Source organism: Convivina intestini (assembly GCF_003096575.1).
In the GTDB taxonomy this organism is placed as follows: Bacteria; Bacillota; Bacilli; order Lactobacillales; family Lactobacillaceae; genus Convivina; species Convivina intestini.
This window is the reverse complement of the sequence record NZ_QEKT01000001.1, coordinates 111528-137443: the sequence shown is the minus strand read 5'-3', so window position 1 is coordinate 137443 and position 25916 is coordinate 111528. Positions and strand designations below refer to the sequence as shown.

At 41.5% G+C, this 25916-nt stretch carries 25 protein-coding genes; 3 read left to right on the top strand and 22 right to left on the bottom strand.

From position 1 onward, the window contains the following. Positions 1-195: 195 nt before the first annotated feature. The 8 genes from C7384_RS00680 to thrC form a co-directional block, all read right to left on the bottom strand. The gene (locus C7384_RS00680; protein ID WP_089937439.1) at positions 196-1647 is read right to left on the bottom strand and encodes a hypothetical protein; all 1452 of its coding nucleotides are present in this window, start codon (positions 1645-1647) and stop codon (positions 196-198) included. A gap of 25 nt (positions 1648-1672) precedes the next feature. Continuing rightward, positions 1673-3049 (bottom strand): branched-chain amino acid transport system II carrier protein, encoded by a 1377-nt coding sequence (gene brnQ / locus C7384_RS00675; protein WP_089937436.1) that lies wholly within the window; start codon positions 3047-3049, stop codon positions 1673-1675. A gap of 313 nt (positions 3050-3362) precedes the next feature. After that, entirely contained in the window at positions 3363-3623 is a 261-nt protein-coding gene (locus tag C7384_RS00670; protein ID WP_089937434.1) for a hypothetical protein, read from the bottom strand. A 3-nt stretch (positions 3624-3626) separates the two neighbouring features. Beyond that, a complete protein-coding gene (locus C7384_RS00665) occupies positions 3627-3980 on the bottom strand; it encodes a hypothetical protein (protein ID WP_089937432.1) in 354 nt (117 codons plus the stop codon). Next, positions 3973-5277 (bottom strand): Y-family DNA polymerase, encoded by a 1305-nt coding sequence (locus C7384_RS00660; RefSeq protein ID WP_243400688.1) that lies wholly within the window; start codon positions 5275-5277, stop codon positions 3973-3975. Before C7384_RS00660 ends, C7384_RS00665 begins: the two co-directional genes overlap by 8 nt. Before the next feature lie 97 nt (positions 5278-5374). Beyond that, the gene (locus tag C7384_RS00655; protein ID WP_089937429.1) at positions 5375-5923 is read right to left on the bottom strand and encodes a 5-formyltetrahydrofolate cyclo-ligase; all 549 of its coding nucleotides are present in this window, start codon (positions 5921-5923) and stop codon (positions 5375-5377) included. Between the two features lie 5 nt (positions 5924-5928). Continuing rightward, a complete protein-coding gene (glyA, locus tag C7384_RS00650) occupies positions 5929-7161 on the bottom strand; it encodes a serine hydroxymethyltransferase (protein ID WP_089937427.1) in 1233 nt (410 codons plus the stop codon). Positions 7162-7188: 27 nt separating this feature from the next. Further along, positions 7189-8652, bottom strand: coding sequence for a threonine synthase (gene thrC / locus C7384_RS00645; protein ID WP_089937425.1), 1464 nt, complete (start codon positions 8650-8652; stop codon positions 7189-7191). A gap of 193 nt (positions 8653-8845) precedes the next feature. Between thrC and thrB the strand changes: the two genes are divergently transcribed. Beyond that, a complete protein-coding gene (gene thrB, locus C7384_RS00640) occupies positions 8846-9727 on the top strand; it encodes a homoserine kinase (RefSeq protein WP_243400687.1) in 882 nt (293 codons plus the stop codon). Between the two features lie 3 nt (positions 9728-9730). Then, the gene (locus C7384_RS00635) at positions 9731-11080 is read left to right on the top strand and encodes an aspartate kinase (protein WP_089937422.1); all 1350 of its coding nucleotides are present in this window, start codon (positions 9731-9733) and stop codon (positions 11078-11080) included. 30 nt (positions 11081-11110) lie between these two features. On the opposite strand, the gene C7384_RS00630 is transcribed toward C7384_RS00635, so the two are convergent. The 9 genes from C7384_RS00630 to C7384_RS00590 all read right to left on the bottom strand — a co-directional run bounded on the left by C7384_RS00630 (position 11111) and on the right by C7384_RS00590 (position 21165). Beyond that, the gene (locus tag C7384_RS00630; RefSeq protein WP_089937420.1) at positions 11111-12073 is read right to left on the bottom strand and encodes an asparaginase; all 963 of its coding nucleotides are present in this window, start codon (positions 12071-12073) and stop codon (positions 11111-11113) included. Further along, the gene (gene recO, locus C7384_RS00625; RefSeq protein WP_089937418.1) at positions 12070-12858 is read right to left on the bottom strand and encodes a DNA repair protein RecO; all 789 of its coding nucleotides are present in this window, start codon (positions 12856-12858) and stop codon (positions 12070-12072) included. The genes C7384_RS00630 and recO overlap by 4 nt, the downstream gene beginning before the upstream one ends. Positions 12859-12887: 29 nt before the next feature. Next, positions 12888-13799: a GTPase Era gene (gene era / locus C7384_RS00620; protein ID WP_089937416.1), complete on the bottom strand. Its 912-nt coding sequence runs from the start codon at positions 13797-13799 to the stop codon at positions 12888-12890. Positions 13800-13815: 16 nt separating this feature from the next. Continuing rightward, complete coding sequence (locus tag C7384_RS00615) at positions 13816-14208, bottom strand: diacylglycerol kinase family protein (protein ID WP_276329399.1); 393 nt, start codon at positions 14206-14208, stop codon at positions 13816-13818. A 96-nt stretch (positions 14209-14304) separates the two neighbouring features. Then, positions 14305-14712, bottom strand: coding sequence for a diacylglycerol kinase family protein (locus C7384_RS00610; RefSeq protein ID WP_089937413.1), 408 nt, complete (start codon positions 14710-14712; stop codon positions 14305-14307). After that, positions 14696-15178 carry an rRNA maturation RNase YbeY gene (gene ybeY, locus C7384_RS00605; RefSeq protein ID WP_089937411.1) on the bottom strand — a complete coding sequence of 161 codons (483 nt, stop codon included), beginning with the start codon at positions 15176-15178 and terminating at the stop codon, positions 14696-14698. Before ybeY ends, C7384_RS00610 begins: the two co-directional genes overlap by 17 nt. After that, the gene (locus tag C7384_RS00600) at positions 15159-16169 is read right to left on the bottom strand and encodes a PhoH family protein (RefSeq protein ID WP_089937409.1); all 1011 of its coding nucleotides are present in this window, start codon (positions 16167-16169) and stop codon (positions 15159-15161) included. Before C7384_RS00600 ends, ybeY begins: the two co-directional genes overlap by 20 nt. A 131-nt stretch (positions 16170-16300) precedes the next feature. Then, positions 16301-17722 carry a pyruvate kinase gene (gene pyk, locus C7384_RS00595; RefSeq protein WP_089937407.1) on the bottom strand — a complete coding sequence of 474 codons (1422 nt, stop codon included), beginning with the start codon at positions 17720-17722 and terminating at the stop codon, positions 16301-16303. A 95-nt stretch (positions 17723-17817) separates the two neighbouring features. Beyond that, positions 17818-21165 carry a DNA polymerase III subunit alpha gene (locus C7384_RS00590; RefSeq protein WP_089937405.1) on the bottom strand — a complete coding sequence of 1116 codons (3348 nt, stop codon included), beginning with the start codon at positions 21163-21165 and terminating at the stop codon, positions 17818-17820. Between the two features lie 120 nt (positions 21166-21285). On the opposite strand from C7384_RS00590, the gene C7384_RS00585 reads away from it, so the two are divergent. After that, on the top strand, positions 21286-21483 hold the full coding sequence (locus tag C7384_RS00585; protein ID WP_089937924.1) for a DUF2929 family protein: 198 nt from the start codon (positions 21286-21288) through the stop codon (positions 21481-21483). Positions 21484-21524: 41 nt separating this feature from the next. Here C7384_RS00585 and pepT read toward each other — a convergent pair whose 3' ends face one another. The 5 genes from pepT to ylqF are packed head-to-tail and all read right to left on the bottom strand — an operon-like array spanning position 21525 to position 25911. Then, positions 21525-22757 carry a peptidase T gene (gene pepT / locus C7384_RS00580; protein WP_089937403.1) on the bottom strand — a complete coding sequence of 411 codons (1233 nt, stop codon included), beginning with the start codon at positions 22755-22757 and terminating at the stop codon, positions 21525-21527. A gap of 24 nt (positions 22758-22781) precedes the next feature. Beyond that, positions 22782-23567 carry a Nif3-like dinuclear metal center hexameric protein gene (locus tag C7384_RS00575; protein WP_089937400.1) on the bottom strand — a complete coding sequence of 262 codons (786 nt, stop codon included), beginning with the start codon at positions 23565-23567 and terminating at the stop codon, positions 22782-22784. Next, on the bottom strand, positions 23567-24262 hold the full coding sequence (locus C7384_RS00570; RefSeq protein WP_089937398.1) for a tRNA (adenine(22)-N(1))-methyltransferase: 696 nt from the start codon (positions 24260-24262) through the stop codon (positions 23567-23569). The genes C7384_RS00575 and C7384_RS00570 overlap by 1 nt, the downstream gene beginning before the upstream one ends. 40 nt (positions 24263-24302) lie before the next feature. Next, positions 24303-25073 (bottom strand): ribonuclease HII, encoded by a 771-nt coding sequence (locus C7384_RS00565; protein WP_089937396.1) that lies wholly within the window; start codon positions 25071-25073, stop codon positions 24303-24305. Next, the gene (gene ylqF, locus C7384_RS00560) at positions 25066-25911 is read right to left on the bottom strand and encodes a ribosome biogenesis GTPase YlqF (RefSeq protein ID WP_089937394.1); all 846 of its coding nucleotides are present in this window, start codon (positions 25909-25911) and stop codon (positions 25066-25068) included. The genes C7384_RS00565 and ylqF overlap by 8 nt, the downstream gene beginning before the upstream one ends. Between the last annotated feature and the right edge of the window lie 5 nt (positions 25912-25916).

Here is a 25916-nt window from a genome sequence, read left to right as displayed (position 1 = left end):
AGGAATTCATAAGTCAGCTGCCTATCATTAAGTAAATAATGGTAGGCAACACAAGAATCAGCTCCTACCTAATGGGTAACGGAACTGACACTCACTGTTAAATTGATAGATGCTGACTTAATCATAATAATTTCCTCTTTTATAAATTATTTATATTAAATCAAATCTCGTTTTAAATGTCAATAATCTAATTTATTACTCATTCTTTTGAAATAAACCCTTCTTTGATAGTAGGTATTCTTGCCCTTGAATTTGGACAAAGAAAGTGCCCAACCGACGGTTAACAACATTTACATCCCCGTGGGCTACTAATTCTGCCTGTAACTGTTTTTGTTCGGTTAGCGGTAAGTCGCTAAAACCAGCTAAGCCTCTTAAGCGTAATTGGCCGACTTGACGCTGGTTAGAAAGAGCTAACATGCCCTGGTAAAAATCATCAGTTAAAAAGGTAATCAGCTTGGCTGCTGGACTTTCGAGTGGATCGGTTAAACGCCGTCGTAACTCCGGTAGCCAATCCGCCTTAAAGCGATTGTCATAGGCAAATTCTTCTAAATTGCTTAGCAAGGATAAGGCCTCAGCTTGATACTTAGAAACATTAAAAGGATCTTCCAGAGCAACGCTTTCATTTCTTTGTCGACTTTCTTGCAAAAACTCATCCACATCATGACCATCAGGTACTACTGATTCAGTCATCATCAAATAAACAAACAATAATTCCGTGAACTGGACCATTACCTCACTAACCCCAGTTTTAGATAGGGCATCCAGGTCTAACATCCTCAACTCCAAATACTGCACACCCTTCGTGGCCAAATCAGCTAATTCATCCTGTCCCTTGAGTCGGACCACGTCATAAAATTCCCGCTCAGCAATTAAATCACCCAAGGCGACATCTTCTTTAACCTTGGCAATGTAGCTATCCACATCTTGATATGATCCCGTAACACCATTGCCAAAACCATAACTAGAACTACGTACTGAACGGACATAGCCCTGTAAGGAATCACGTCCTTCATAAAAACTAGCATCAGCTACTGGCGCCTCACCAAATAAAAGTGTGAAAACCCAACGATAATGCATCAAGCCCTGGGCAATTTTCATGTAGAGTGAATTGGTAAAGTCAACTTCATTTTGATATTGATCTTCAAAAAATTGATGATAAACATAATGCAAGACATCTAAAGCCAAACCTAGGTTAATATGAACACCACTAGTAATTGAACGAGCAATATCACGCCGGGCAACTACGGTTTCCATGTAGGCGGTTTTAACTGGATCAGCCGGAGCAATTTTAAATTCAGTCCGTCCAGGATTTAATACTGGTGGCATAGAATATAACCACAACGATTCATCGGCGGCCAAATTTTTTCGGACTGTATCATTTAGGGCAGCCAACATATCTAAACTCGCAAAGACATTAACATTAGCTGGCGTAATGACCTCCATCTGGGTATAACCAAAATCATTTTTAATGGCATGATGTTGGACGGGGTCGCCCAAACTGGTAGGATATACTCGATTTGATAAATGACCATCCTGCCGATTAACTCGATGCATTTCTACTTCTAAGCCCATGATTAACTGACTTAGTTGGCGACTAAGATCATTAAAACGAATTGTTTGACCGAAATTTGAGTAATAAATTGACATGATTCTGCACCTTTTTTATTATATTTTAATCTAAAACCTGATCTGCTATACCATCTACATCCTTTAGCAATTGAACTTGCTGAGCTCGTTGCCAAGTTAGACCAACTAGTCCACCCAAAAGTGCCGGCAATACCCAACCAAATCCATCGGCAGCCAAAGGTAAATGCTGATGATAGCTGGCAACTAAGTCTGCCATCGGTGCCCATCCAGCAACGGGTGAGCTGGCAAAAGCATCCAAAAAAGCGGGTAGCGTTACAAACCCCATCACCGCACGATAAATAGTAGGAGATTGCTTAATCCAAGGACTAAGCAATGATAAGGCAATCAAAGCTAAAGCATAGGGATATAGTAACATCAAAACCGGAACAGTCCATTTGACAATATTCGTCAAGCCTGCATTTGCCGTTACAAAGGAGCCAAAGGCAATGACGCGTAACCACCATAGGTAGCTTACCTTGGGGAAGACACGGTTCAAATCTTGGGCAAAGGAAACAAACAATCCCATGGCGGTTGTAAAAACCGCTAAGGTTACTATAACACCTGTTATTAGAACACCAAAGTTGCCCATATAATGGGTCACGATTTGACTAAATGCTGCGCCACCGTTTTCAGCGGGCTTAAACTGACCAAGACTAGATACGCCCAACAAAACCAAAGCAACATAAAGCAAAGATTCCAAAACAATACTCAAAAATCCAGCTTTTGCTAGTACTTTGGAAACAGCCTGACCATGAAAGCCCATACCACGAACAGCATAGACAACCGACACAGCTAGCGCCAATAAAGCCAAACCGTCCATTGTATTATATCCATCTAAAACCCCTTGAAAACCAGCATTCTGTTGATACGTAGCCGACACCGTTTGATTAAAATTTCCCATCGGCAATATTAAAGCTAGTACCAAAACAACGCCCAAAACGATTAAAAATAAAGGATTTAAGTACTTACCCACCCATTTGGTTAAGCCTGCTTGTTTAACTGTTAAGACATAGGCTAACCCAAAGAATATAGCCGAGAATATTAGCATCATCCCCTGCTGATACTGTGGAGCCACAAAGGGACTAACGCCCATTGCAAACGCCGTAGCTGCTGTTCTTGGCGTGCCCGATAAGGGACCAATTGTAAAGTGAATCGCTACTAAGACCACCGTGCCAAACCACGGGGCGACGGGCGCGGCCAAATCATAAACACTTTTACTATTAGTCATACTCACTGCTAACATTGCTAAAAATGGCATTAATGCACCAGTCAGTAGAAAGCCAAGGACAGCCAATAACCAATTATGACCTGCCAATTGTCCCAATTGAACTGGGAAAATCAAGTTTCCCGCCCCAAAAAACATCCCAAAGATTAAAGACGTAACCAATAATAATTGCTTACGGGTTAATTTTTGTTTTTCCATTTTACATTCCTCATAATTTCTGTTCGTATTACTGTCCAATTATCAAAACTGTTAAAAAGCCAGAAACAAAGAAAGAGACCAGCTGCAAAATTTGCAGCTGGTCTCTTCTCTATACCATCAGCTGCCTATCACTAAGAATCATGATAGGCACCACAAAGTATCAGCACCTACCCTACGGGATAATAATGCTGATAATAATTTCTGTGTAATTAGCTGAATAGTTATACATCTTGCGCCTCTTATATATTTGATAGTTTTATTAAAACAAAATTAAAGAAAAATGTCAATTCTAATCAGCAGTTATTTTAAATCATTAATCAATCAAAACGCTCATCTGGGTCTCTTCGGTTAATTTCTGGGCAATCTGATCTAGATCTAAGAGATGGTCATAAGGGATGGTGCCAATTTGACGGGAAATCGTTGCTCGTCCTAAACGATGCCACTCAAAAAAGACGTTAAGTTGCTGGCTATAACGCTGATTAATAATGTGAATTTCATATATGGTATTTGGTTCGCTGTGATTTACTGGCTGAAGGCTGCCTGCCAATTGATTAATGATTTGATTAAGTGTCATATTCTACCTCTCCACAATATTTAAAACCTCATCCCAATTCAAAATTTGCCCAGTAATTTGAATGGTTTGATTGGTCATTTCCTCAATCAAACCCGTCACCGGTGGTAAAAACTGCCCATCTAAATTTTGACTATTACTTTGGACCGTAACTAGGTGATGATTTGCCCACGCGTGTTGGCTAAGCTGAATAATCGTTGATAAGGTCATTTCAGTAGAGTCAATCACGGACTCTTGCTGATGCTTTTTCATTTGCAGGGTATGATCAGAGAGAAAAAAGCCATTCCACTTTACCTTGCCACGCTCACGATAATCGTTTTCAAAGTAGTTTTTAACCCGTACTAACTGTTCCTTATTCATAAGCGTTACCTCCGTTATGACCGCCAACTAAATTAGCTCGAGCAATCGCTGTTCCCCCTTCTGCTAAAGAAAGGCCTCGTAGTAAGGCGCCATTGCCAAAGCGCTGACGAATTTGATCAATCGCAGTATCCAAATGATTTTGATTAAGATCATTTTCATAGCCTTGGAACAAATCCAATTGTTGGTGAGATTGATCCTGTAAATCACTAAAAGAAACGCCCAAATAGCGCACTGGCTGCCCTGTCCAAACCTTTTGCAGTAGTTGATTTAGGATACTCATCAAAATCTGACTACTATTAGTCGGCCTAATATTTAAAGATTGATGGATATTATGGCGTCGATCGTGCCGATTATAAAATTTAACGCCCTGGTTAGCCGCCCCTAAATAAATACTCACCCGGCCAGTGACCAACTTTTGCGCCCGAATACGACTAGCAACTTGATCAGCCATTTCTTGTAAGACAATCTGTACCTGACTTAATTGATGATAATCATGCGGTAACACTTGCGAATTACTATAAGAGCGATGATGGCTCACCACTGCCGCTGTTAACTCAGAGCGGTCAATCCCCCAGGCAGTGGCATATAATTGTTCGCCCATGAGCCCCATTCGCTCTCGCAATTGATAAGGGTTCATAGCAGCCAGATCGCCCATTGATTGAATGCCCCAAGTCTGTAACTTCTTTGCCGTTTGATGGCCAATGCCCCATACCCTACCAAAATCTTGAATTGGCCATAATCGTCTCGGAACATCTTCATAATGCCACTGGGCTAGTAAATGGGGTGCTGATTTAGCATCTAAATCTAAAGCTAACTTCGCCAATACTGGACTATCCCCAATCCCGACTGATAAATAAATACCCGTTTTCTGGAGGACTTCGGTTTGAATTCGGCGAGCCACTGCCGCTGGGCTATTGCCGAAAAGATGCCAAAACTCGGTCATATCTAAAATAACTTCATCAATAGAATACGGCAGCAGATGTTCATCATCGACATACTGTCGATATATGTCGTTAATTACTAAATTCTTTTGAATATACAAATTCATACGGGGCTCAGCTTTAATTAGGCCCGGTACATCTGGCACATCTTTTTGGCGAGTTACATTGCTAATTCCTAATTGCTTTTTGGCCATGGGTGAAGCCGCCAAAACTAAACCGCCACTCTGATTTTCTTGATGTGACATGACTACTAGCACTACTCGGAGCGGATTAAGCATCCGTTCAACACACTCCACACTGGCATAAAAACTTTTAGAATCAATCAAAAAAAATAACACGACGTTTTTCTTGCGCATAAACCGCTTGAAATGGATCAACCATAATATGTACCCCCATGACCTTTTCATTATACGAACATTTGTTCGTATAAGCAAGTTAAAAAAACCACTGTTTTTAGCAGTGGTCATCAAAAAGAATTGTCATAATTCTTTGATCATATTTATCTTGCGGTAAATCTAGTACAATTTGGCAACTTAAGGCTAAGGCAACAGTTGGTCCCGCATAATTTACTAGAAAGCGGTCATAGTAACCAGCCCCAAATCCTAATCGTTTCCCAGTTTTGGTAAAGGCCAAACCAGGGGTAACGACTAAGTCAATGGTCTCCGACTGAACAATGGTTGCATCACAGGGTTCTAAGATACCCATAGGCCCTGCTTGGTAGCTAGTCTGTGGCGTAATTTCTACAAAAACCATCGTTTGGTGTTTAATTTGGGGAACAACCACTTGCTTACCAGCCTGCCAAGCCGCATTAATTAAGGGCTGAGTGTCCAATTCAAAGGGCAAACTAAGCGTCAAAGCCACTCGTTGAGCTGTTTTCCAGCTGACCATTTGTAACAGCTGCTGTCGTAAAACCGCTTCTTCTTGCCTACGATGAGTTCCTTGATAACTTTTTAAACGCTCTTTTTGCTTTAAGCGCCAGTCCTTTTTATCCAATTGCACCATCGTAATCAAGCAAAACGGTGGGCCATGGACAGAATCTCAACCTGTTGCTTAATGGCTTTAAGTGCTTGGGAATCATCGTGTTGATGGATAGCTTGTTCAATAAAGTGAGCCACTTGCTGAGCATCTTGTTCGTTAAAACCACGAGTGGTAATTGCTGGAGTTCCAATGCGAATACCAGAGGTCACAAAGGGACTCAATTGTTCATTTGGCAAAGCTTCCTTATTAGTCGTAATTGAAACCGAATCTAACAATTCTTGCGTTTGTTTTCCATTAAGACCCGTCTGCGTCAAATCCAAATTAAAGAGATGATTATCCGTCCCACCTGTTACCACACGAATATCCGCACTGGCACTAAAGACATCGGCCATAGCCTGGGCATTAGTAATCACTTGCTGGGCATAGTCTTTAAAACTTGGTTGCAAAGCTTCCCCAAAAGCCACGGCCTTAGCAGCAACCACATGTTCCAAAGGTCCACCTTGCGAACCGGGGAAAATAGCTGAATTAAGCTGTTTAGCGTACTTTTCTTGGGACAAAATAATACCACCACGTGGTCCCCGTAAGGTTTTATGGGTTGTCGAAGTCACAACATCAGCAATGCCAACGGGATTAGGATGTAAGCCAGCCGCAACTAAACCAGCAATATGGGCCATATCGACCATCAAGTAGGCCCCCACTTCATCAGCAATGTCACGGAACTTTTGGAAATCAATAATACGTGAATAGGCCGAGGCACCAGCGACAATCATTTGTGGCTTAACTTGGCGGGCAATGCGAGCAATATCATCATAGTCTAGCCGTTCACTATCAGAATCAACACCATAAGTATGAGACTCATAGATTTTCCCAGAAAAACTAACCTTAGCCCCATGAGTCAAATGTCCCCCAGCATCTAAATCCATACCTAAAATCTTATCACCAGGCTTTAAAAAGGCCATATAGGCTGCGGCATTAGCCTGGGAACCTGAATGAGGCTGAACGTTGGCATATTCAGCGCCGAATAAGGCCTTTAAGCGATCAATCGCGACTTGTTCAATCACATCGACGTATTCAGTTCCACCGTAGTAGCGTTTATAGGGATAACCCTCAGCATATTTATTGGTCAAAACTGAACCTTGCGCCGCCCGGACACCCTGAGAAGCAAAATTTTCCGAAGCAATTAATTCAATATTACGATTTTGACGAGCAGCTTCTTGTTGAATGGCACTCCATACTAGTGGATCTTGATCTTGATATGACATTATTCACCTCGTTCTTTTTAGTTTGAGTTAGAAAAGTAATTGATTAATAGTGGCTTGAATTTGATCAGGCTCAATCACCTGCTTATGCAAAATTGGTTGATCAAATAGACTTTGAATCTGGGCCGGAATTTTTGAATTGGTACAAGTTGCTAAGGCTACTAAGCCGGCTTGTCCACCAGCGTCCGGTTGATCCAGCGCTGTTAAGACTGCCTGGGGGAACTTATAGGGACTAGCAGTTGCGGCTAGTAAGGTTGGTCGCTTCAAATCACTATGTTGGCCGATTACAAAACGTCCCACAGCTGTATGCGGATCTAATAAATAATCGTCTTGTTGGAAAGTATTGTGAATCGTAGCTTTAATTTGTTCTTCATTAGCATAACCAGCCTTAAAATGACTCAAATTAGCTTGGGTAGTACCCTTAAGCTGATAAAAACCATTTTCATCCAAGGCTTGCATATACTCAGCAACTTCTTGGCTATTTTGACCACTAGCAAAATAAATCAGTCGTTCTAAGTTACTAGAAACCAAGATGTCCATCGCCGGAGCACTAGTAACCTTAAAATCCCGTCGCCGATCATAACGACCAGTATTAAAGAAGTCAGTTAGCACATTGTTTTCATTAGAGGCGACGGTAAACTCATTGACAGGTAGGCCAATTTGGCTAGCATAATAGGCCGCTAAGATATTCCCAAAATTACCAGTTGGTACGGCAATATCAACCATCTGGCCGGCTTCAATTTGTCCTTGTTTAACTAATTGCGCATAAGCATAGATATAATAAACGATTTGTGGAATCAACCGGCCAATATTAATCGAGTTGGCTGATGAAAAGCGCAGCTGATGTTGGGCCAAACGCTCATGGAGTTCTTTTTGACCTAAGAGGGATTTAACAGCCCGCTGGGCATCATCAAAGTTACCGGTGATAGCCGTTACATGCGCGTTAGCAGCTGGCTCTGTTTGCATTTGTTGCCGTTGAATATCACTGACACCAATTTCAGGATAAAAGACCAAAATTTCAGTTTGATCAACATCCCCAAACCCACTCATAGCAGCTGTTCCCGTATCACCAGAGGTCGCTGTTAAAATGACGATTTTGTCATGATTGCCTTGCTTAGCAGCAGCGGTTGTCAATAGATGTGGTAAGGCTTGTAAGGCAACGTCTTTAAAGGCCAAAGTTGGTCCGTGGAAGAGCTCCATGTAGTGAAGGTTTCCGGTTTGATGCAGATTCACAATTTTACTACTATCCCATTGCGCTCCATAAGCCGCTTGGACGACTGACTGAATTTCCATCGGGGTAAAGTCATCTAGAAAAGCAGCTAAAATCAGTTCTGCAATTTCTTGGTAGGACTGGTTGGCAAGCTCTTGCCAGTCCAGACTAATTTGAGGCCATTGTTCCGGCACATATAGCCCACCATCCGGTGCAATACCAGCTAAAATAGCTTGACTAGCACTGACAGCTGGGGCTTGCCCACGAGTTGATACATAGCGCATTAGCATTTCTCCTTTTCAAGTCCTACAGGGTTAAATCTAATTATAACAAAGTATTTTGTTTTTATGAGGGATGTGATAAAGTTAAAAATTAATGAGTATACCATAAATAAATTTTTTATTTATGTTTACTAGTGCTTTTTGTTAAAGTAAAAATGAATTTCAATTAAGTTTATGAAAAAGTGAGGATATGAACTTGCAATTTACTATTCAAGTACCAGCTAGTAGCGCTAATTTAGGACCTGGTTTTGATTCATTAGGCCTAGCCGTTAGTCGTTATTTAAAGGTCCAAGTCTTGGCGCCCAGTTCTAAATGGGTAGTGGATCATCCCTTCGGCGATAGCGTTCCTTATAATCATAATAATTTAATTGTCCAAATTGCTCAAAAACTAGCACCTAACTTACCAGCTCATCATTTAATGGTCAGTTCAGATATTCCACTAGCACGTGGTTTAGGCTCTTCTTCATCGGCCATTCTAGCCGGCATTGCTTTAGCCAATGAGTTAGGTCAGTTGGCACTCAGTCAAGCTGACATGCTATTAGCCGCTACCCAGCTAGAGGGTCATCCAGACAATGTTGCCCCAGCCCTGTTAGGTGGTGGTGTCGCCGCTTATTATGACCAAAAAAATGTCTACCAAGCGCCTTTAACCCTCCCCCAAGACTTCAGTTTGGTCACCTTTATTCCTAACTATCCTTTAAAGACTGCCGATGCCCGGGCCGCTTTAGCTACCGAATTAGCCCTGCCACAAGCTGTCGCCGCTAGTGCTGTGGCCAATGTTATGATTGCCAGTTGGCAGGCCGGTAATATTGAGCAAGCTCGTCGACTCATGGAAGCTGATCAATTTCACGAACAAGCTCGGGCTAGCCTAGTCCCCCATTTGGGCACCATTCGTCAAGTAGCACACGAATTAGGTATTTATGGTACTTATCTATCTGGTGCCGGTCCGACAACGGTGACTTTAACAACTGGCCAGCAGACACAAGCGTTAATCACACGCCTACAAGCATTAGATTTACCGGGCGAAATCGTGGCTTTAGTACCCGATTTTGACGGTCTAGTAATTCAACATAAGGAGTAAATCATGAAAGTTGCCAAATTTGGTGGTTCATCCCTAGCCGATGGCCCTCAACTAAAACGGGTATTTGAAATTGTATCAGCTGACCCTCAGCGCCAAATTATCGTCGTTTCGGCCCCCGGCAAGCGGCAAGAAGACGACATTAAGGTAACGGATCTACTAATTGAGTACGCCCAAGCTGTCATTACTGACCGTGATTATCGTGATATTGTCCAACAAATCAAAAACCGTTACCACGAAATTGGCGAATATTTTGAACTAAACGAGATTGATTTAGCCGATATTGATCAACAAATCGATCATTTAGCCCAAAAGCACTACCGCTCTTTTGATTACCTTTTCGCGGCTTTTTGTGCCCACGGTGAATACCTTAACGCCCAGTTAATTGCAAAAGCCTTTACGCATCAAGGCCTACCAGCTCGTTTCGTTGATCCTAGAACGCTGGGCTTTTTGGTCGATGACAATCCTCGTAATGCCACCTTACTAGAAGACTCGTACCAGGCTATGGCTGAATTTGAACTAGCAGTCGGAGAACGTCTAATTGTTCCTGGATTTTTTGGCTATACCAAAAATGGTGATATGGCTACATTTTCCCGGGGCGGCTCTGATATTACTGGAGCTATCATGGCCCGCGCCTTCCAAGCTGATCTTTATGAAAACTTCACAGATGTTAGCGCCATATACGCGGCTAATCCTAAGTTAGTGGATCATCCCCAAGCAATTGCTCAAATGACCTATGATGAAATGCGGGAGCTTTCCTATGCCGGCTTTGCTGTTTTCCATGATGAAGCAATCATTCCAGCCATCCAAGGTCAAATTCCGATTAATATTAAAAATACGAACCGACCAAATGATCCCGGTACCATGATATTACCGCGCCAGGCTATTCAAAATACACGGCCAGTGACAGGCATTGCTAATTCCAATCGGTTTGCCGCCATCTATTTACACCGCTATCTCTTAAACAAAGACTTTACCCGGCAAATTTTAGAAATATTAAGCCAGTATGGTCTTTCTTATGAGCATATGCCCTCTGGAATTGATGATTTAACGATCATTCTGGATAAATCACTAACTAACCAAGAACAAATTGATCATGTACTAGCTGCGATTCAAGAGCAAGTACAGCCCGATGAACTACGATGGATCCCCAATTATGGCATCATCATGATTGTTGGGGAAGGTATGCGAAACCGGGTTGGGGCTATGACTGATATTGTCACACCATTGAAGGAAGCTGGTATTAGTTTACAGATGGTTAACCAAGGAGCTAGCGAAATTTCCATTATGCTGGGCATTCAGCCTGAGCTGGCCGCCGAAGCTGTTCAAGCAATCTATCACAATTTATTTCAGTAAAAAAGCGTGGATCTTAACGAATCCACGCTTTTAAAATTCCTGCAAATATTTATTTAGTTCTTGCGGACTAAGATTATTTTCCAACCCAATCAACAGCTTTAACCGAGCTTTTTGCCCATTGACACTCGAAGCAAAAATGGCTCCCGCCCGTTCTAATTGAACACCGCCACCTAAATAATCATAGACCGGTTCAGCAATGCCTTTGAAACTACGGGAAACAATCACGACAGGAATATTGCGTGATAGTAAATAGCCAACTCCCCGAGCGGCATCTTCTCCCAAATTACCAGCACCCAGAGCCTCAATGATAATACCGTCGACATTAGTAGCCGCCAGTAATTCTAACAATTTTCCGTCCATACCGGCGTAAGCTTTAATGACTGGAATATCCTTATTCACCATACTAATCGGATAAATGGTATGCGCTGGTAGTTCATATAAATAAATAATCCGGCGCTTAGTAATAATCCCCATCACACCACTAATCGGTGAGGCAAAAGTTGCCACATTAGTTGTATGCGTCTTGGTCACAAAACGAGCAGCATGAATCTCATCATTCATGACCACCATGACCCCGCGGTTAACCGATTGATCATCAATGGCCACCCGAATGGCTGACTGATAGTTATATAAACCATCCGCCCCAAGTTCATTGGATGAGCGCATAGCGCCCGTCATCACAATTGGAAAGTCAACATCTAGCGTACTATCTAGGAAAAAAGACGTTTCCTCCAGCGTATCCGTCCCATGGGTGACAACCACGCCATCAAAATCATGACCAGCTGCTAGAATCCGTTGTTGAATTTGTAGCATATGAATAGGGCCGATATGTTCGCTGGGGATATTAAAAATATTTTCAACTTGCAGCTCGACTTCTGGCAATTCGATTTGCACGGCATTCAGCGGATTAATTTCATCTGGTTGGACATCGCCAGTGGCATCAGCGTGCATGGCAATTGTACCGCCCGTATGTAGTACCAAAATCTTTTTCATTGTTGTTTCCTTTGTTGTGCTAATTTTTGCGCTGCTACCTGCCAGGTAGCCATTTGCTGAATAAAATGTTTTTCCCTTGGGACCAGACCAACTTGCTTTTCATAAATATAATCAATCACCCGCTGTAAGCTTCTTTTAGTCGCCGGAGAAAGCTTAATTTCATGAATTTGAGCCAAGTCAATTTGGCTAAACTGACGTAAATAATAGATGGTTTTCTGATCCAAATGTAGGCGATTATCATCTAAATTAAAGTGATTTTGACCGAGAATCCCATTATATTTTTCCGAATAATCAAAAATACCCGTCATTTGGCCATCCAAAGGATCAGCCCGCCAATTAGGAGCCACCCCTAAGGGCGTTAATAACTTAATTTCAAAAATATTAGCTATAATTTGGGGATCTAAACCAGCATTCAGTTTTTCTAAGGCTACTGTTAGTTCTTGATACCAGTCCGGCAGTGGTATCCCCTCTTCAAAACTGGCATCAATTAACTTAACGATTAGGGCCACATAAGCACTAATCCCGACATCTTCAGTAATTTTTCGATAAAAAGTACTGCCCTGAACACTGTTAATAAAACCTAGGCCTTGATTATTTTTTGGTAATTGACCATCAAAAGTAAACTTGGTGTAGGGTTGGGTGGCAGCGGCTAAGGGGGAATTATTTTTTTTAGCGCCACGTGCAAAAAAAGTCCGCAAACCAGCCTTTTCAGTTAGCATGCGCACTAATAGGTCACGTTCTTTATATGGACGGGTATATAAAATAATCCCTTGAATAATTGCCATTCAGCCTACTCCATCTTCAGGCTACTTGATTAATAATCCTCTGGTCGATACCCCATGGATTGCAATGCTTGGGGGCGATCCCGCCAACGTGGCTCAACTTTAACCCAAGTTTCCAAAAAGACCTTACTACCTAATAATCGTTCAATATCTTTACGAGCTCGAATACCAATCTGTTTGATCATTTGGCCTTGTTTACCAATGACGATATTTTTTTGAGTTGGTCGTTCAACGATAATCGAAGCCTGAATATGAACTTTATCGCCTTCTTCTTGTTCAATTTGATCGATCACCACAGCGACGGAATGAGGCACTTCCTGCTGGGTCAACTGCAATACCTTTTCACGAATTAATTCGCTAATGATAAATCGTTCGGGATGATCCGTTAGCTGATCAAAATCAAAGTACTGTGGGCCTTCTTCTAGCTGATCAATGACCCCATCTAATAATTCAGGGACATTATCACCTTCAGTCGCTGAAATTGGAAAGACTTCGGCCCATTGCGGTGCATCTTCTTGATACGAATTAATCACTTCAAATAATTGGTCTTTTGGAAGCAAATCAATCTTATTAATAATCAAATAAATCGGTGTTGACTTTACTTCTTTTAAGCGGTCAATAATAAAATTATCACCACGCCCACGCTCTTGACTAGCATCAACCACAAACCAAATGGCATCAGCTTCATGCAAAGCCGAAAAAGCTGATTTCACCATAAAATCCCCTAAAGAATTTTGTGGCTTATGAACGCCGGGCGTATCGATAAAAACGACCTGAGCATCATCAGTTGTGTAAATCCCTTGAATCTTATTACGCGTTGTTTGCGCTTTATCAGACATGATGGCAATCTTTTCACCAACAATCCGATTTAATAGGGTGGACTTTCCTACGTTAGGACGACCAATAATAGCCACAAAACCGGACTTAAAACCTTCTTTAACCATACAATTTACCTTTCAATTAATGCAACAAAGTAGCGACCAACTGGGTGCTCCAGCCTAATTGATGCCAGATATGGGGTTGGAAAATAAAAGCAACGACAATCAAACCCATGAACATCGCCAAATCGACGATCCCACCACCCACATCCTTAGCTAAACCGGCAATCGGATGATACTTTTTTTCAACAATTAAATCGACAATTAACTCAATCGCCGTATTTAAAAATTCACAATAAAAAACCCAGAAAATAACAATAATCAACCAAATCCACTCTGAACGGGACAGGCCAAAATAAACACCAGCTAAGATAAAAACCGTGGCGCAAAATAAATGTAAACGCATTGCCCGTTCATTTTTAATAACCGAACCAATTCCATGGAGCGCGGTCTTTAACGCTCGCCCAAAATTAATATTACGAGATACGCGGGGATCCCCCGGGGATCCCCGTTAGTCTCTTTGGATGCCATACTCTTTCATACTCCTTTATAATTCAACTTTTCTTATTTTTTAGTGCCAAAGCAAATGATATACATATGGTTCAAAAATGATTAATAGAATAATCATCTCAACGCCTACTGCTACTAGCACTAAGCCAGCGGCCAAATCTTTGGCTAAGCCGGCTAAAACATGGTAACGGCGACCGACTATCAAGTCGACAATCGATTCAACAATCGTATTTAAGAATTCACTATAAATAACTAGAAAAACCCCAATCGTCACCCATAACCAATCCGATCGTCGTAAACCACAATAAAGTCCAGCCAGTAAAATCATAAAGGCCGAAATAATATGAATCCGCATATTACGTTCTCGTAATACCACTACCAAAATACCATGAAGAGCATTTTTTAAGGCCATGGCAAAATTATGATTGCGGGTAACTTGCGGTTGCTTATCTTTATCTTCTGAGGCCATAGCTATCCAAAATATTCCTTTGTAGATCAAACATTTCTTTTTCTTCGGCGTCTCCTAACATATGGTCATAACCATTGAGATGCAAGAAACCATGGACAACTAGAAAGCCTAATTCTCTTTCAAAACTATGCCCTAAATATTCAGCCTGTTGGGCAATAATATCAACTGAAACTAAGATATCTCCAATATTTTTAGCTAAATCCTCACCCATTTCTTCATCCGGTAACAGGGGGAAATCATCATCATCATCTTCAATAGCAAAACTGATAACGTCGGTAGGCTTATCAATATTACGATATTCACGGTTATAACGATGGATTTCATCGTTATTCATAAAGGTTACCGACATCTCAGTATTGTCAGGTAATTCCATATATTGTCCGGCATATTCCAAGACACATTTTACTAAATCACGATGGTACTGGCTTACGCCAGGCTTACTTTGATCAATTATGGCTAAGTCCATCTCGAGTTTGCTCCTTCTTTAATTCAGCTAACCGGTTATCAGCTGCTTCATACGCGTTGACAATTTGACCAACGACCGGATGCCGTACAACATCAACACTACTAAAGTTAATAAAATTAATATGATCTATATTTTTTAGAATCCGTTGCGCCGCAATCAAGCCTGACTTAGCGCCACGGGGCAAATCAATTTGCGAAATATCACCATTCACAATCATTTTCGAACTAAACCCTAATCGGGTTAGGAACATTTTCATTTGTTGATTAGTCGTATTTTGGGCCTCATCGAGGATAATAAAGGCATCATCCAGGGTTCGACCACGCATATAGGCTAGCGGCGCAATTTCAATTACACCCCGCTCGACTAATCGTTGGGTATGTTCACTACCAATTAAGGTATTCATGGCATCATAGATTGGTCGCATATAGGGGTCGACTTTTTCTTTTAAGTCTCCCGGCAAAAATCCCAACGATTCACCAGCTTCAACCGCTGGTCGAGTAATAATAATCCGCTCGACTTCGCCCCGTCGTAAGGCAGTAATTGCCATCACAACAGCCAAAAAAGTTTTTCCAGTTCCAGCTGGACCGATACCAAAAGTTACATCATTTTTTCGAATCGACTGAACATATTGTCGTTGACCAAAATTTTTAACCCGAACTGAGCGTCCTTTTTGATCGCGAATTAATACCTCAGTGTAAAGGTCGCCAAAGTATTCTAAGGTTCCTCGTTGAGCCATATTAGTGGCACTAACCACATCAGCTTGACTAATGTTAATTTGGCGTTTAATTAAAGTAACTAAAGCGCCCACTACTTGGTAGGCCAATTGTACGTCGCTTGCTTTTCCCTCAATGGCGAGCATATTGCCACGACTAAGTAATTGAACCGACAAGGCCTCTTCAATCAACTTTAGAAAGGCCTCATTTGTCCCTGATAATTTGGTTTGCTGTTCAATATTTTCAAAGGTGAAGTTCTTACTTGTTTGTTCTGCCAAAAATAGTTACCTCGAATAAATTCATACTCTACCAATTTTAACACAAACCCCGCCAATGTCTTGATGCGTCTTAGATAATTCTAAAAAATATGTATAAAAAAACCGGCTATTTGCCGGTTTTTAAAAATGAATTAAATTGTTTGTACTGACAACATGTTAGTTGTACCAGACTGGTTCATTGGTACACCAGCGACAACCACAATCTTGTCACCACTTTGAACAAGTCCTTGTTCCTTAGCGGCGCGCTTTGACAATTCAAGCATTTCATCAATTGTTTCAGGAGCATCGTAGACAACTGGCACAACACCGTAGTTCAAAGTCAAACCACGTTGTACACGTTCTGAGTAAGTCACTGCCAAAATGTTAGCAGTTGGGCGGAACTTAGAAACGATACGTGCTGAGTATCCTGACTTAGTTGAAACAACAATCAACTTAGCGTTTACATCTTGAGCGATGTGGGCAACTGAAGCAGCAACTGATTCAGTTGCATCTTCTTCGACAAAGTGTAGTAACTGCTCACGGCCATCGACACGCAAAGCAGTTTCAGCCTTTTCATCAATGGCAGCCATAGTAGCAACAGCTTCGACTGGGTAGTCACCGTTAGCTGATTCACCAGACAACATAGTTGCATCAGTACCATCAAAGACAGCGTTGGCAACATCGGAAACTTCGGCACGTGTAGGACGTGGGTTTTCTTCCATTGAGTCCAACATTTGAGTGGCAGTGATAACTGGCAAACCACGCTCGTTCATCTTACGAATCATTTCCTTTTGAATCAAAGGAACGTTTTGAGCGGGCACTTCAACACCCATGTCACCACGAGGAACCATCAAACCATCCGAAACATCCAAGATAGCATCAAGATTGTCAATACCTTCTTGTGACTCGATCTTAGGAATGATCTGTACGTGTTCCATGTGCTTTTCTTTTAGCAAAGCACGGATGTCCAAAATATCTTCTGGCTTACGAACAAATGAAGCCGCGATATAGTTGATTTCGTGATCCAAACCAAAGCGGATGTCATCGGCATCCTTTTCAGTAATACCAGGCAAGTTGATTGACACACCAGGGGCGTTAACACCCTTACGTGAACCCAAAATACCGTGGTTTTCAACACGAACAACTAATTCCTTGTTTGCGTCGTCTTTTTCAGTAACAGTTGTAGCTAGCAAACCATCATCAAACAATACTTGGCCGCCAACCTTAACGTCATCGTAAAGACCTGGATAAGTAACCGCAATCTTTTCCTTAGTTCCCTGCAAGCTGTCGTCCATTGAGATACGGAGAACATCTCCAGTATTAAACTCAATCTTACCATCAGCTTGGACAGTAGTACGAATCTCGGCTCCCTTAGTATCTAACAAACGACCAACAGTCTTACCGGTAATCTTTTCAGCTTCGGCAACTGCGTTCATACGACCCAAGTGTTCTTCGTGATCACCGTGGGAGAAATTGAAACGGAACACGTTGGCACCGGCTTCAATTAACTTAACAATTGTATCCACATCAGTTGATGAAGGACCAAGCGTTGAGACGATTTTCGTCTTTTTCATGGGTAAATAGCTCCTTTGATATCTAGGTTACTTGCTCTTGCAAGCACTTCCTTGTCTTATTGTAAACATTTCACGAAAATTCTACAAGGTAGAATTTAGCCTTTTTTCTGAAAAATAACATTTTCTTTTCCTAAAAGTCCGATTAAGTCACGCTTTACTGCTGCTTGGCTAGTTAACCAATAAGTTTGATTTAGTGCTTGTTTCTGATTAGATTGGGCCCAATAGAGCACAACTGGACAATCTCCGTGATATTTTTTGAGCAATTGAGATAATTGTCCTTGAATGTTTGACTGTGCATGGGCTGCATCAATTCGCAAAAACCAAGTCCCCTGTTCCATTGCTGTTGGTTTAGCCTGTTTCGTTGGATAAATCAATTGATTAGCGACCAAAACAATATCTTGACGTTCTTGACTTTTACCAATGACCTGCACCACTTGGGCTACTTTAAGCTGATCAGCCAGCCGGCCATAAAGTTGTGGAAATAAAGTGACACTGATATTGCCAGTTTGATCACTTAGCGTTAAAAAGGCCATATCCTGCCCTTTTTTAGTGCGAATTGTTTTAATTTGATCAATTAAGCCAATCACTTGGACGGTTTGATTGGGCTGGGTAATTTGATTAATACTAGGTATTTTTTGATCCGCAATCAGGCCTTGATAAGCATCAAGCGGATGTCCTGATAGATTAAGACCAATTACGGCCTTTTCCTGATTTAACTTCTCTAACAAGGGCAAATCTGCCATTCGTCGGATTTTAGTTTCTTGTAAGATTAAATCGCCAAAATCCGCCCCGGCTACCAAGTCTGGTAAATTAGCTAATAATTCGGCACGATTATAACCAAAATTATCTAGAGCCCCGGCATAAACTAATTGATTAAAAGTTTCTAATTTACGTAATTTTTCTGGTAAGCGGCGAATAAAGGATTGAACCGTTTGAAAGGCCCCGTGCTCCTCCCGTTCAGCCAATAGACTGGTAATGAAATCCGAGCGTAAGCCATGAACAGCGTGCAAACCCATTCGCAACCCTGCAGCCGAACAAGTCCAAAAGCGCTCAGATGAATTAACATTTGGTCCCTGAACTTGAATCCCAGCACGTTTAGCCTCTAAAATATACTGCCTAATTTTTTCGGTATTGTTTAAATTAGCGTTTAGTAAGGCCGTGTAGAAAGTTAAGGGATAGTGGGCCTTTAAATAGGCCAGTTCAAAGGCTAACTTCGTATAGGCAACGGCATGCGAACGGTTAAAGCCATAGTTAGCAAACTCGTCGATGTAGGAAAAGATTTTTTCTGCTTCGGTTTGGGGATGTCCCTTTTGCACAGCCCCTTTAATAAAGAGCACCTTCATGCTCTCCATTTGAGCTAACTTTTTCTTAGACATAGCACTCCGTAAAACATCGGCTTGTCCCAAAGTAAAGCCCGCATATGCTTCAGCAACCCGCATTACCTGTTCTTGATAAATAATAATGCCAAAGGTTGGGGCTAAAATATCGGTCAAACTATCATCTAAAATTTCAATTTTTTCGCGGCCATGTCGTCGTTGGATAAAGGAATGGATATTTTGACTAGGTCCTGGACGATAAAGGGCATTGACGGCCACTACCTGTTCAAAATCTTTGGGGGCTAGTTGGCGCAAAACATTGCGAATACCCCGTGATTCAAATTGGAAAACACCGCTAGTATCACCGGCAACAAATAAAGCCAAAGTTTGCGGATCATTTAAGGGAATCTTTTTAATATCAAAATTATCGGGTAAATTCGGCTTAGCCAAAGCTAAGGCCTGACTTAGAATGGTTAAATTAGTTAGTCCTAAAATATCAATTTTTAATAGACCGAGTTGTTCGACTGGCCCCTTTTCAAATTGCGTTAACAACCGCTCATCACTACCCAACTGAACTGGGAGGGTTTCCACCAGTGGCCGATCACTTAACACCACTCCGGCCGCATGAGTTGAATAATTGCGGGGCAACCCCTCTAATTGTTGAGCGGTCTTAAATAATAGGGGGCCATTATCAATTTTATCAATTAGAGCTTTTAACTGCGGCTCACTTTGCCAGGCTTCCAAGAGGGAAACTTTCCGACCATTTTTACCGGGCGGAATGGCACCAGACAACTGGCTTAACTGACGAGTATTCAAATCAAAAACCCGACCGGTATCACGTAGAGCTTGTTTTGCAGCTAAGGTTCCAAAGGTAATAATTTGCGCAAAATTGCGTTGACCGTATTTCTCGTGCAAATAAATTAAAACTTCTTCGCGGCGATTATCCGGCCAATCGATATCGATATCTGGCATTTGCGCTCGTTCTGGGTTTAAAAATCGTTCAAATAGTAAATCAAAGGCCAGCGGATCAACATCGGTAATTGCCAGACAGTAGGCCACCAAGGAACCAGCCGCCGATCCTCGACCTGGTCCGGTTTGAATATTATGAGTGTGCGCAAAATTTAAAATATCCCAAACAATTAAAAAATAATCACTAAAACCTAGTTTTTCAATAACGGCTAGCTCATGATCTAGCCGTTTTTGATATAAGTCTGTGTTAAGATTTTGATTAGAATTCGCTAATTTTTCAACCAACCCCTGCTGTGCTAATTGACGTAAATAGCGACCACTATCCATTCCAGCTGGGCTTTGGAACTTTGGTAAACTAGTTGCCTGAAAATTCAAGCTTACTTGGGCCTGATCAATCAATCGTTCATTATTGGCATAGGCAGTTTGTAAAATTGCACTCGCTTGATAGGACTGCCTAATCTCTTCTAGAGGTAATAAAATATTTTGACCGCCTTGGCGCGCCAAAAAAGATAAATTATCCAGTTTACTATTACTAGCAATGGCTCGTAAAACTTCTTGGCTAAAAGCATCTTGGGCTTGTAAATAATCAATTTGGTCTAAAGCAATTACCGGTATCGCATATTCATGGGCAAAGTCAGCCAGTTGCTCTTGGGTCTGAGCAGCCATACGTGGATTTAGCCCCAGATATAATTGATTTGGATTTACTAATCCTAGTAATTTCTGCCAGTACTGGGCCAAATGACTATCACCAGCTAAAATTAACTGGACTAGCTCACTGTTGGGTGGCAAAGTTATCGCAATCCCTTCAAGGTGTTGAGCAATTTTACTGAGGGATAGTTGCTGGTCAACTGCCGTCATTTTGGCTGATGAAAGCCACATCAAATTCTGATAGCCTTTATCAGTTAAAGCGGTTAATAAAATTGGAAATAACGTGGCTGTATTAATTAAGCCATTAACCTGCAAGGTTAAACCCAAAACTGGTTTAACGCCTATTCTCTGAGCCTTTTGATAAAATTCAACTGCGCCATATAAAACGTTCCAATCAGCTAAAGTAACCGCCTGATATCCCTGTTGATGCGCTTGGATTAGGATTTGGTCAATCGTATTTGGATTTTTTAACAAACTATAACTTGAAAATATTTGTAAGGGTGCGTACATTGTCCCTCCTACTGTGCCTTATTTGGCTTCATTATACCGTAATCGCCCCCAATATTTGTATCACCATTGCGGAATTATAAAAAAAGCGTATCATGATTGATAGCAAAGGGGTGAATGATGATGAAATACTTAACAGTCGCTTTTTGGGCCGCAATTTTTGGTGAAATTGTTGGTTACATCGTGTCACAAATGACATCAGCTATCTATGATCCCATCGTGGTCGCAGTGATTGCTGTTGTTGTTGGCGAGCTAGCCATTATCGCTATTCCAGCGGTTTCTGGTTCAGCAATAGCTGAGAAAAGTAAAGCAAAAAATTAAATTAAAAAGGCATGTCACTCCAGTGGCATGTCTTTTTTTGATTAACGAGCTAGCTCAATAATCTTTAAAATCACATCTGTAGCCGCTTCCATAACTTCTAAGGAAACATATTCAAAACGGCCGTGCATGTTTTCCCCACCAGCAAATAAGTTTGGCGTTGGTAACCCTAAGAAAGAAATCTTAGAGCCATCGGTTCCGCCACGGATTGGTTCGATGATTGGCTTAATCGATAAAGCTTGCATGGCTTGTTCTGCCAGCTCTACGGGGGCCATATTTTCTTTAAGAATATCTCCCATGTTGTAATACTGATCTTGGATTGTTAAAGTTAAACGATCTTGGCCAAACTTAGCATTAAATTGGTCAGCAATGGCAATTAACTGGTCCTTACGACTCTCAAATTTTTGACGGTCATGATCACGAATAATATAAGTTAGGTTAGCTTCATCAGGCGTACCACTCATTTCAATCAAATGCCAAAAACCTTCCCGACCACTAGTTTCTTCGGGACGGTCATGAACTGGTAATTGTGCATGAAAATCCATCGCCACTTGGTTAGCATTGATCATGGCGCCTTTAGCAGTACCCGGATGAACATTTTGTCCTTGAATATGCAGTTTGGCAGAAGCAGCGTTAAAGGTTTCCCACTCTAATTCCCCCAATGGGCCGCCGTCAACCGTGTAAGCAAAATCAGCCCCAAAGGCCTTCGTATCAAAATGATCAGCCCCAGTACCGATCTCTTCATCTGGTCCAAAAGCTAGTGAAACTGGTCCATGCTGGATATCAGGGTGATTAATTAGATATTCAATGGCCGTAATAATTTCAGCCACACCAGCTTTATCATCAGCCCCTAAAAGAGTCGTCCCATCCGTGGTGATTAGGGTATGTCCTTGGTACTTATTTAGAGAAGGGAAAACAGCTGGATCCAATTGATAAGCTGTCGTTCCCAATGGAATAATACTTTTACCATCATAATTTTCAACAATTTGCGGCTGAATATTTTCGCTGTTAAAATCAGCTGTATCAACGTGGGCAATGAAACCGATGTTGGGTACATTTTCTAATCCTGGACTAGCTGGCAACTTAGCAAAGACATAACCATCTGACATGGTTTGAATATCTGATAAACCAATCGTCGCTAATTCTTGAGCTAACTTCCTTAAAAAGGCCACTTCTTTATCAGATGAGGGTCGTTTTGTGGCATCTTCATCAGAACGTGTATCAACTCGTACATAATTTAAAAATCGCTCAGATAATGCTGAATATTTGTTAGTCATATGATTCCCCTCACTTAAAAATCACTAAATATAACGGTACGGATCGGTATTAACTTGACTTTCATAAACACTTAAATCAGGTTGCCAGTCACGTACCAAAGTTGCCATCGGTTTCTTTGCCAAAGCTTCCATATGATGGTCCGGATCAATTACCACAAAATCATTAGCCAAAATATCATGTCCGACATGGTAATAAAGATCAGCTGTAATATAGGCGTCAGCGCCTAATTCTTGAGCCTTAAACCAATAGCGGCCGCCATCGCCCGCCAAAAGCGCAACTGTATGTAACCGACGATCTAAATCATTTGTAATGACACGTACTTCAGCTACTTGGCAGGCCTGTTTAACCTTTTGAGCTAATTGACTAACCGTGAGATCCTCTTTTAAAATGCCAATTCGCCCTAAACCACTTTGCCCATCTGGATTAGGCAATAATGGTTGTAAGTCTTGTAACCCAAAAATACTGCCCAACCAATCATTCATCCCCCCAGCAGCGGCATCCAAATTAGTATGGCTGGCATAAACAACAATGTCATGCCGTAGTAAATCCGCATACATCTTGTTTTGAGGGTTACTTAAATCCAAATTACGGGCTGGGAAAAACATCGCTTCATGATGGGCCCAAATAAAATCAACCTTTTGTTCAATTGCCTCTTGGACAGTTTCTGGTCGCACATCCAAAGTGGTCATTACCTTATGAATCTCTTGTTGCGGGTCACCAATTTGCAAGCCTACTGGATCTCCCTTTTCTGCTAAGTCTTTGGGGGCAAAGGCTTCAATTTGTTGAATTAATGTTTGTACCTTAACCATTATTTAAGTACCTCTTGAATCTTATTTTTCTGAGCCTGCCATTCCTTATAGGTGACACTCTCCCCCTTCTGAGCAGCTACTAAACGATCTAAAATGAGATTAATACGCTGTAGTTCTGCCAGCCACTTAGCCGAAAAAACTGGGCCTGCTTGCCGGCGTAAAAAGGGACCAAATTGTAGGTCAAAGATACCTAATTCCTGAAAACCAGGCTGAGCCACAATAATTTCATAAAAATGCTTACCCTCTTGGACTATTTTTTCAGCTTTGACTTGGTACTGATGGTTGATAAGCCATCTACGTACAGCAGCCTCTTCCGTATTAGGCTGTAAAATCAAGGTTTGGAATTGCCTTTGACCATTTTTTTGCCAATCACGATCTAAAATATCCCGAATCAGCAGGCCGCCCATACCAGCAATCACCACAGTATTAATTTGATCACTAGTTTGTACTGCATCTAAACCGTTGGCCAAACGAGCAATCAATTGTCCCTGTAAATTTTGTTGAATAATTTCACTTTGGACATTGGCCAAAGGACCCACAGCTACTTCGCCAGCTAAAGCATATTTAATCTGACGACCGACCAATAAGTGGGCTGGTAAATAGGCATGGTCAGAGCCAATATCGGCTAAATAAGCCTCCTGAGGGACATAGTTGGCCACTGCTTCTAAACGCGGTGAAAGATGAACGGGATTCATAGAATAATCCTTCCTATCGTGGAGTTTATGCTGAATAATTTTATGGTGTAGCAATCCAGTCTTTAATCGGCGCAAAGGTACGCCGATGAATGGGACAAATCCCCTGCTGCTTAATTGCTGCTAAATGTTCTGCGGTTCCGTAACCAGCATTATGCTCAAACCCATAACCGGGGTATTTTTTAGCATAATCAGCCATTAACTGATCACGACTAACCTTAGCAATAATACTGGCTGCGGCAATTGAATTACTACGGGCATCGCCTTTGATTAGTGATTCTTGAGCCAAAGGACTATCAATTTGCATGGCATCAATTAATAAAGCTTGTGGCTGGGGATTAAGTTGCTGAACTGCTAATAACATCGCCTGACGACTAGCCTGATAAATATTTACTTGATCAATGACATCGGCATCAACTTGAGCAATACCAATGGCTAAAGCCTGCTGACGAATTTTTTGATCTAATTCAAGTCGCTGATGGGCCGATAATTGTTTGGAATCAATCACATCAATTAAATTAAAGTCATGTTTTAAAATGACTGCTGCAGCCACCACTGGACCTGCTAAGGGCCCACGACCTACCTCATCTATGCCAGCAATATTGGTATAGCCATTTTCCCAGTACCTCTGTTCAAAGTCGAAACGATGATGAAAATGCTCAATTTTAGCTTGTAATTTAATCTGCTGCCGCTGATAGCGTTCAACCAATTGGCGCACACCTTTACGAGAATCTTGCGCCCATAATTCAAGTCGAGCATCACTAGACCCAATAGTAGTTAGAGCAGCTTTGATATCAGCAATTGTCTCAGTCATGGTAAATATCCAAAGTATAACGACCCAACTTTCCCTTACGCAGGTCGTTTAGCAAACGCTCACTGGCCTTATCATAATCATCTTTAAAGCCTAATCTTTCGGTAATGGCTAGCAAAACTTCCACATCACTAAGGTCATTTAAGTCCGAATTCAAATGATAACGTTGTACCAACTCTTCTAAATGGTACTGTCGATAAAACTGGATTAAATATAAGGCGGCATCATCCTTAGAAAATAAAGTGTCTTTAACAGCTCCAGATACCGCTAACTTCATGCCCACTGTTTGATCTTCAAACTTGGGCCAGAGTACCCCGGGAGAATCCAATAATTCTAATTTAGTCGGCGTTTTTAACCAAGCGATTTTCTTAGTGACACCCGGTTTATTGGCCGTTGGCGCCACATTTTTCATCACTAAATGATTCAATAAAGTTGATTTACCGACATTAGGGATACCAGACAGCATCGCTCGAATTGGTTGATCATAAATTCCCTTAGCAAGTTGATCTTCCCGCTGCTGACTAAGCGCTTGGCGAGCAGCCTTAGTAACCGTTTGAGGAGTCTTAGGATCACGACTATCTAAAACAAGTACTTGATGACCAGCTTGACGAAAGTGCTGCGCCCATAATTTAGTCTGGATAGGATCAGCTAAATCGGCCTTAGTCATAATTAATAATCGCGGTTTTTGACCGATTAATTTCTCTAGTTCCGGATTACGTGAACTGGCTGGTAAGCGAGCATCAATCAATTCAAAAACAATATCAACTAAAGATAAGTTTTCACGCATTAATCGCATGGCCTTGGCCATATGTCCGGGGAACCATTGAATAATTTGAGCCATATTTC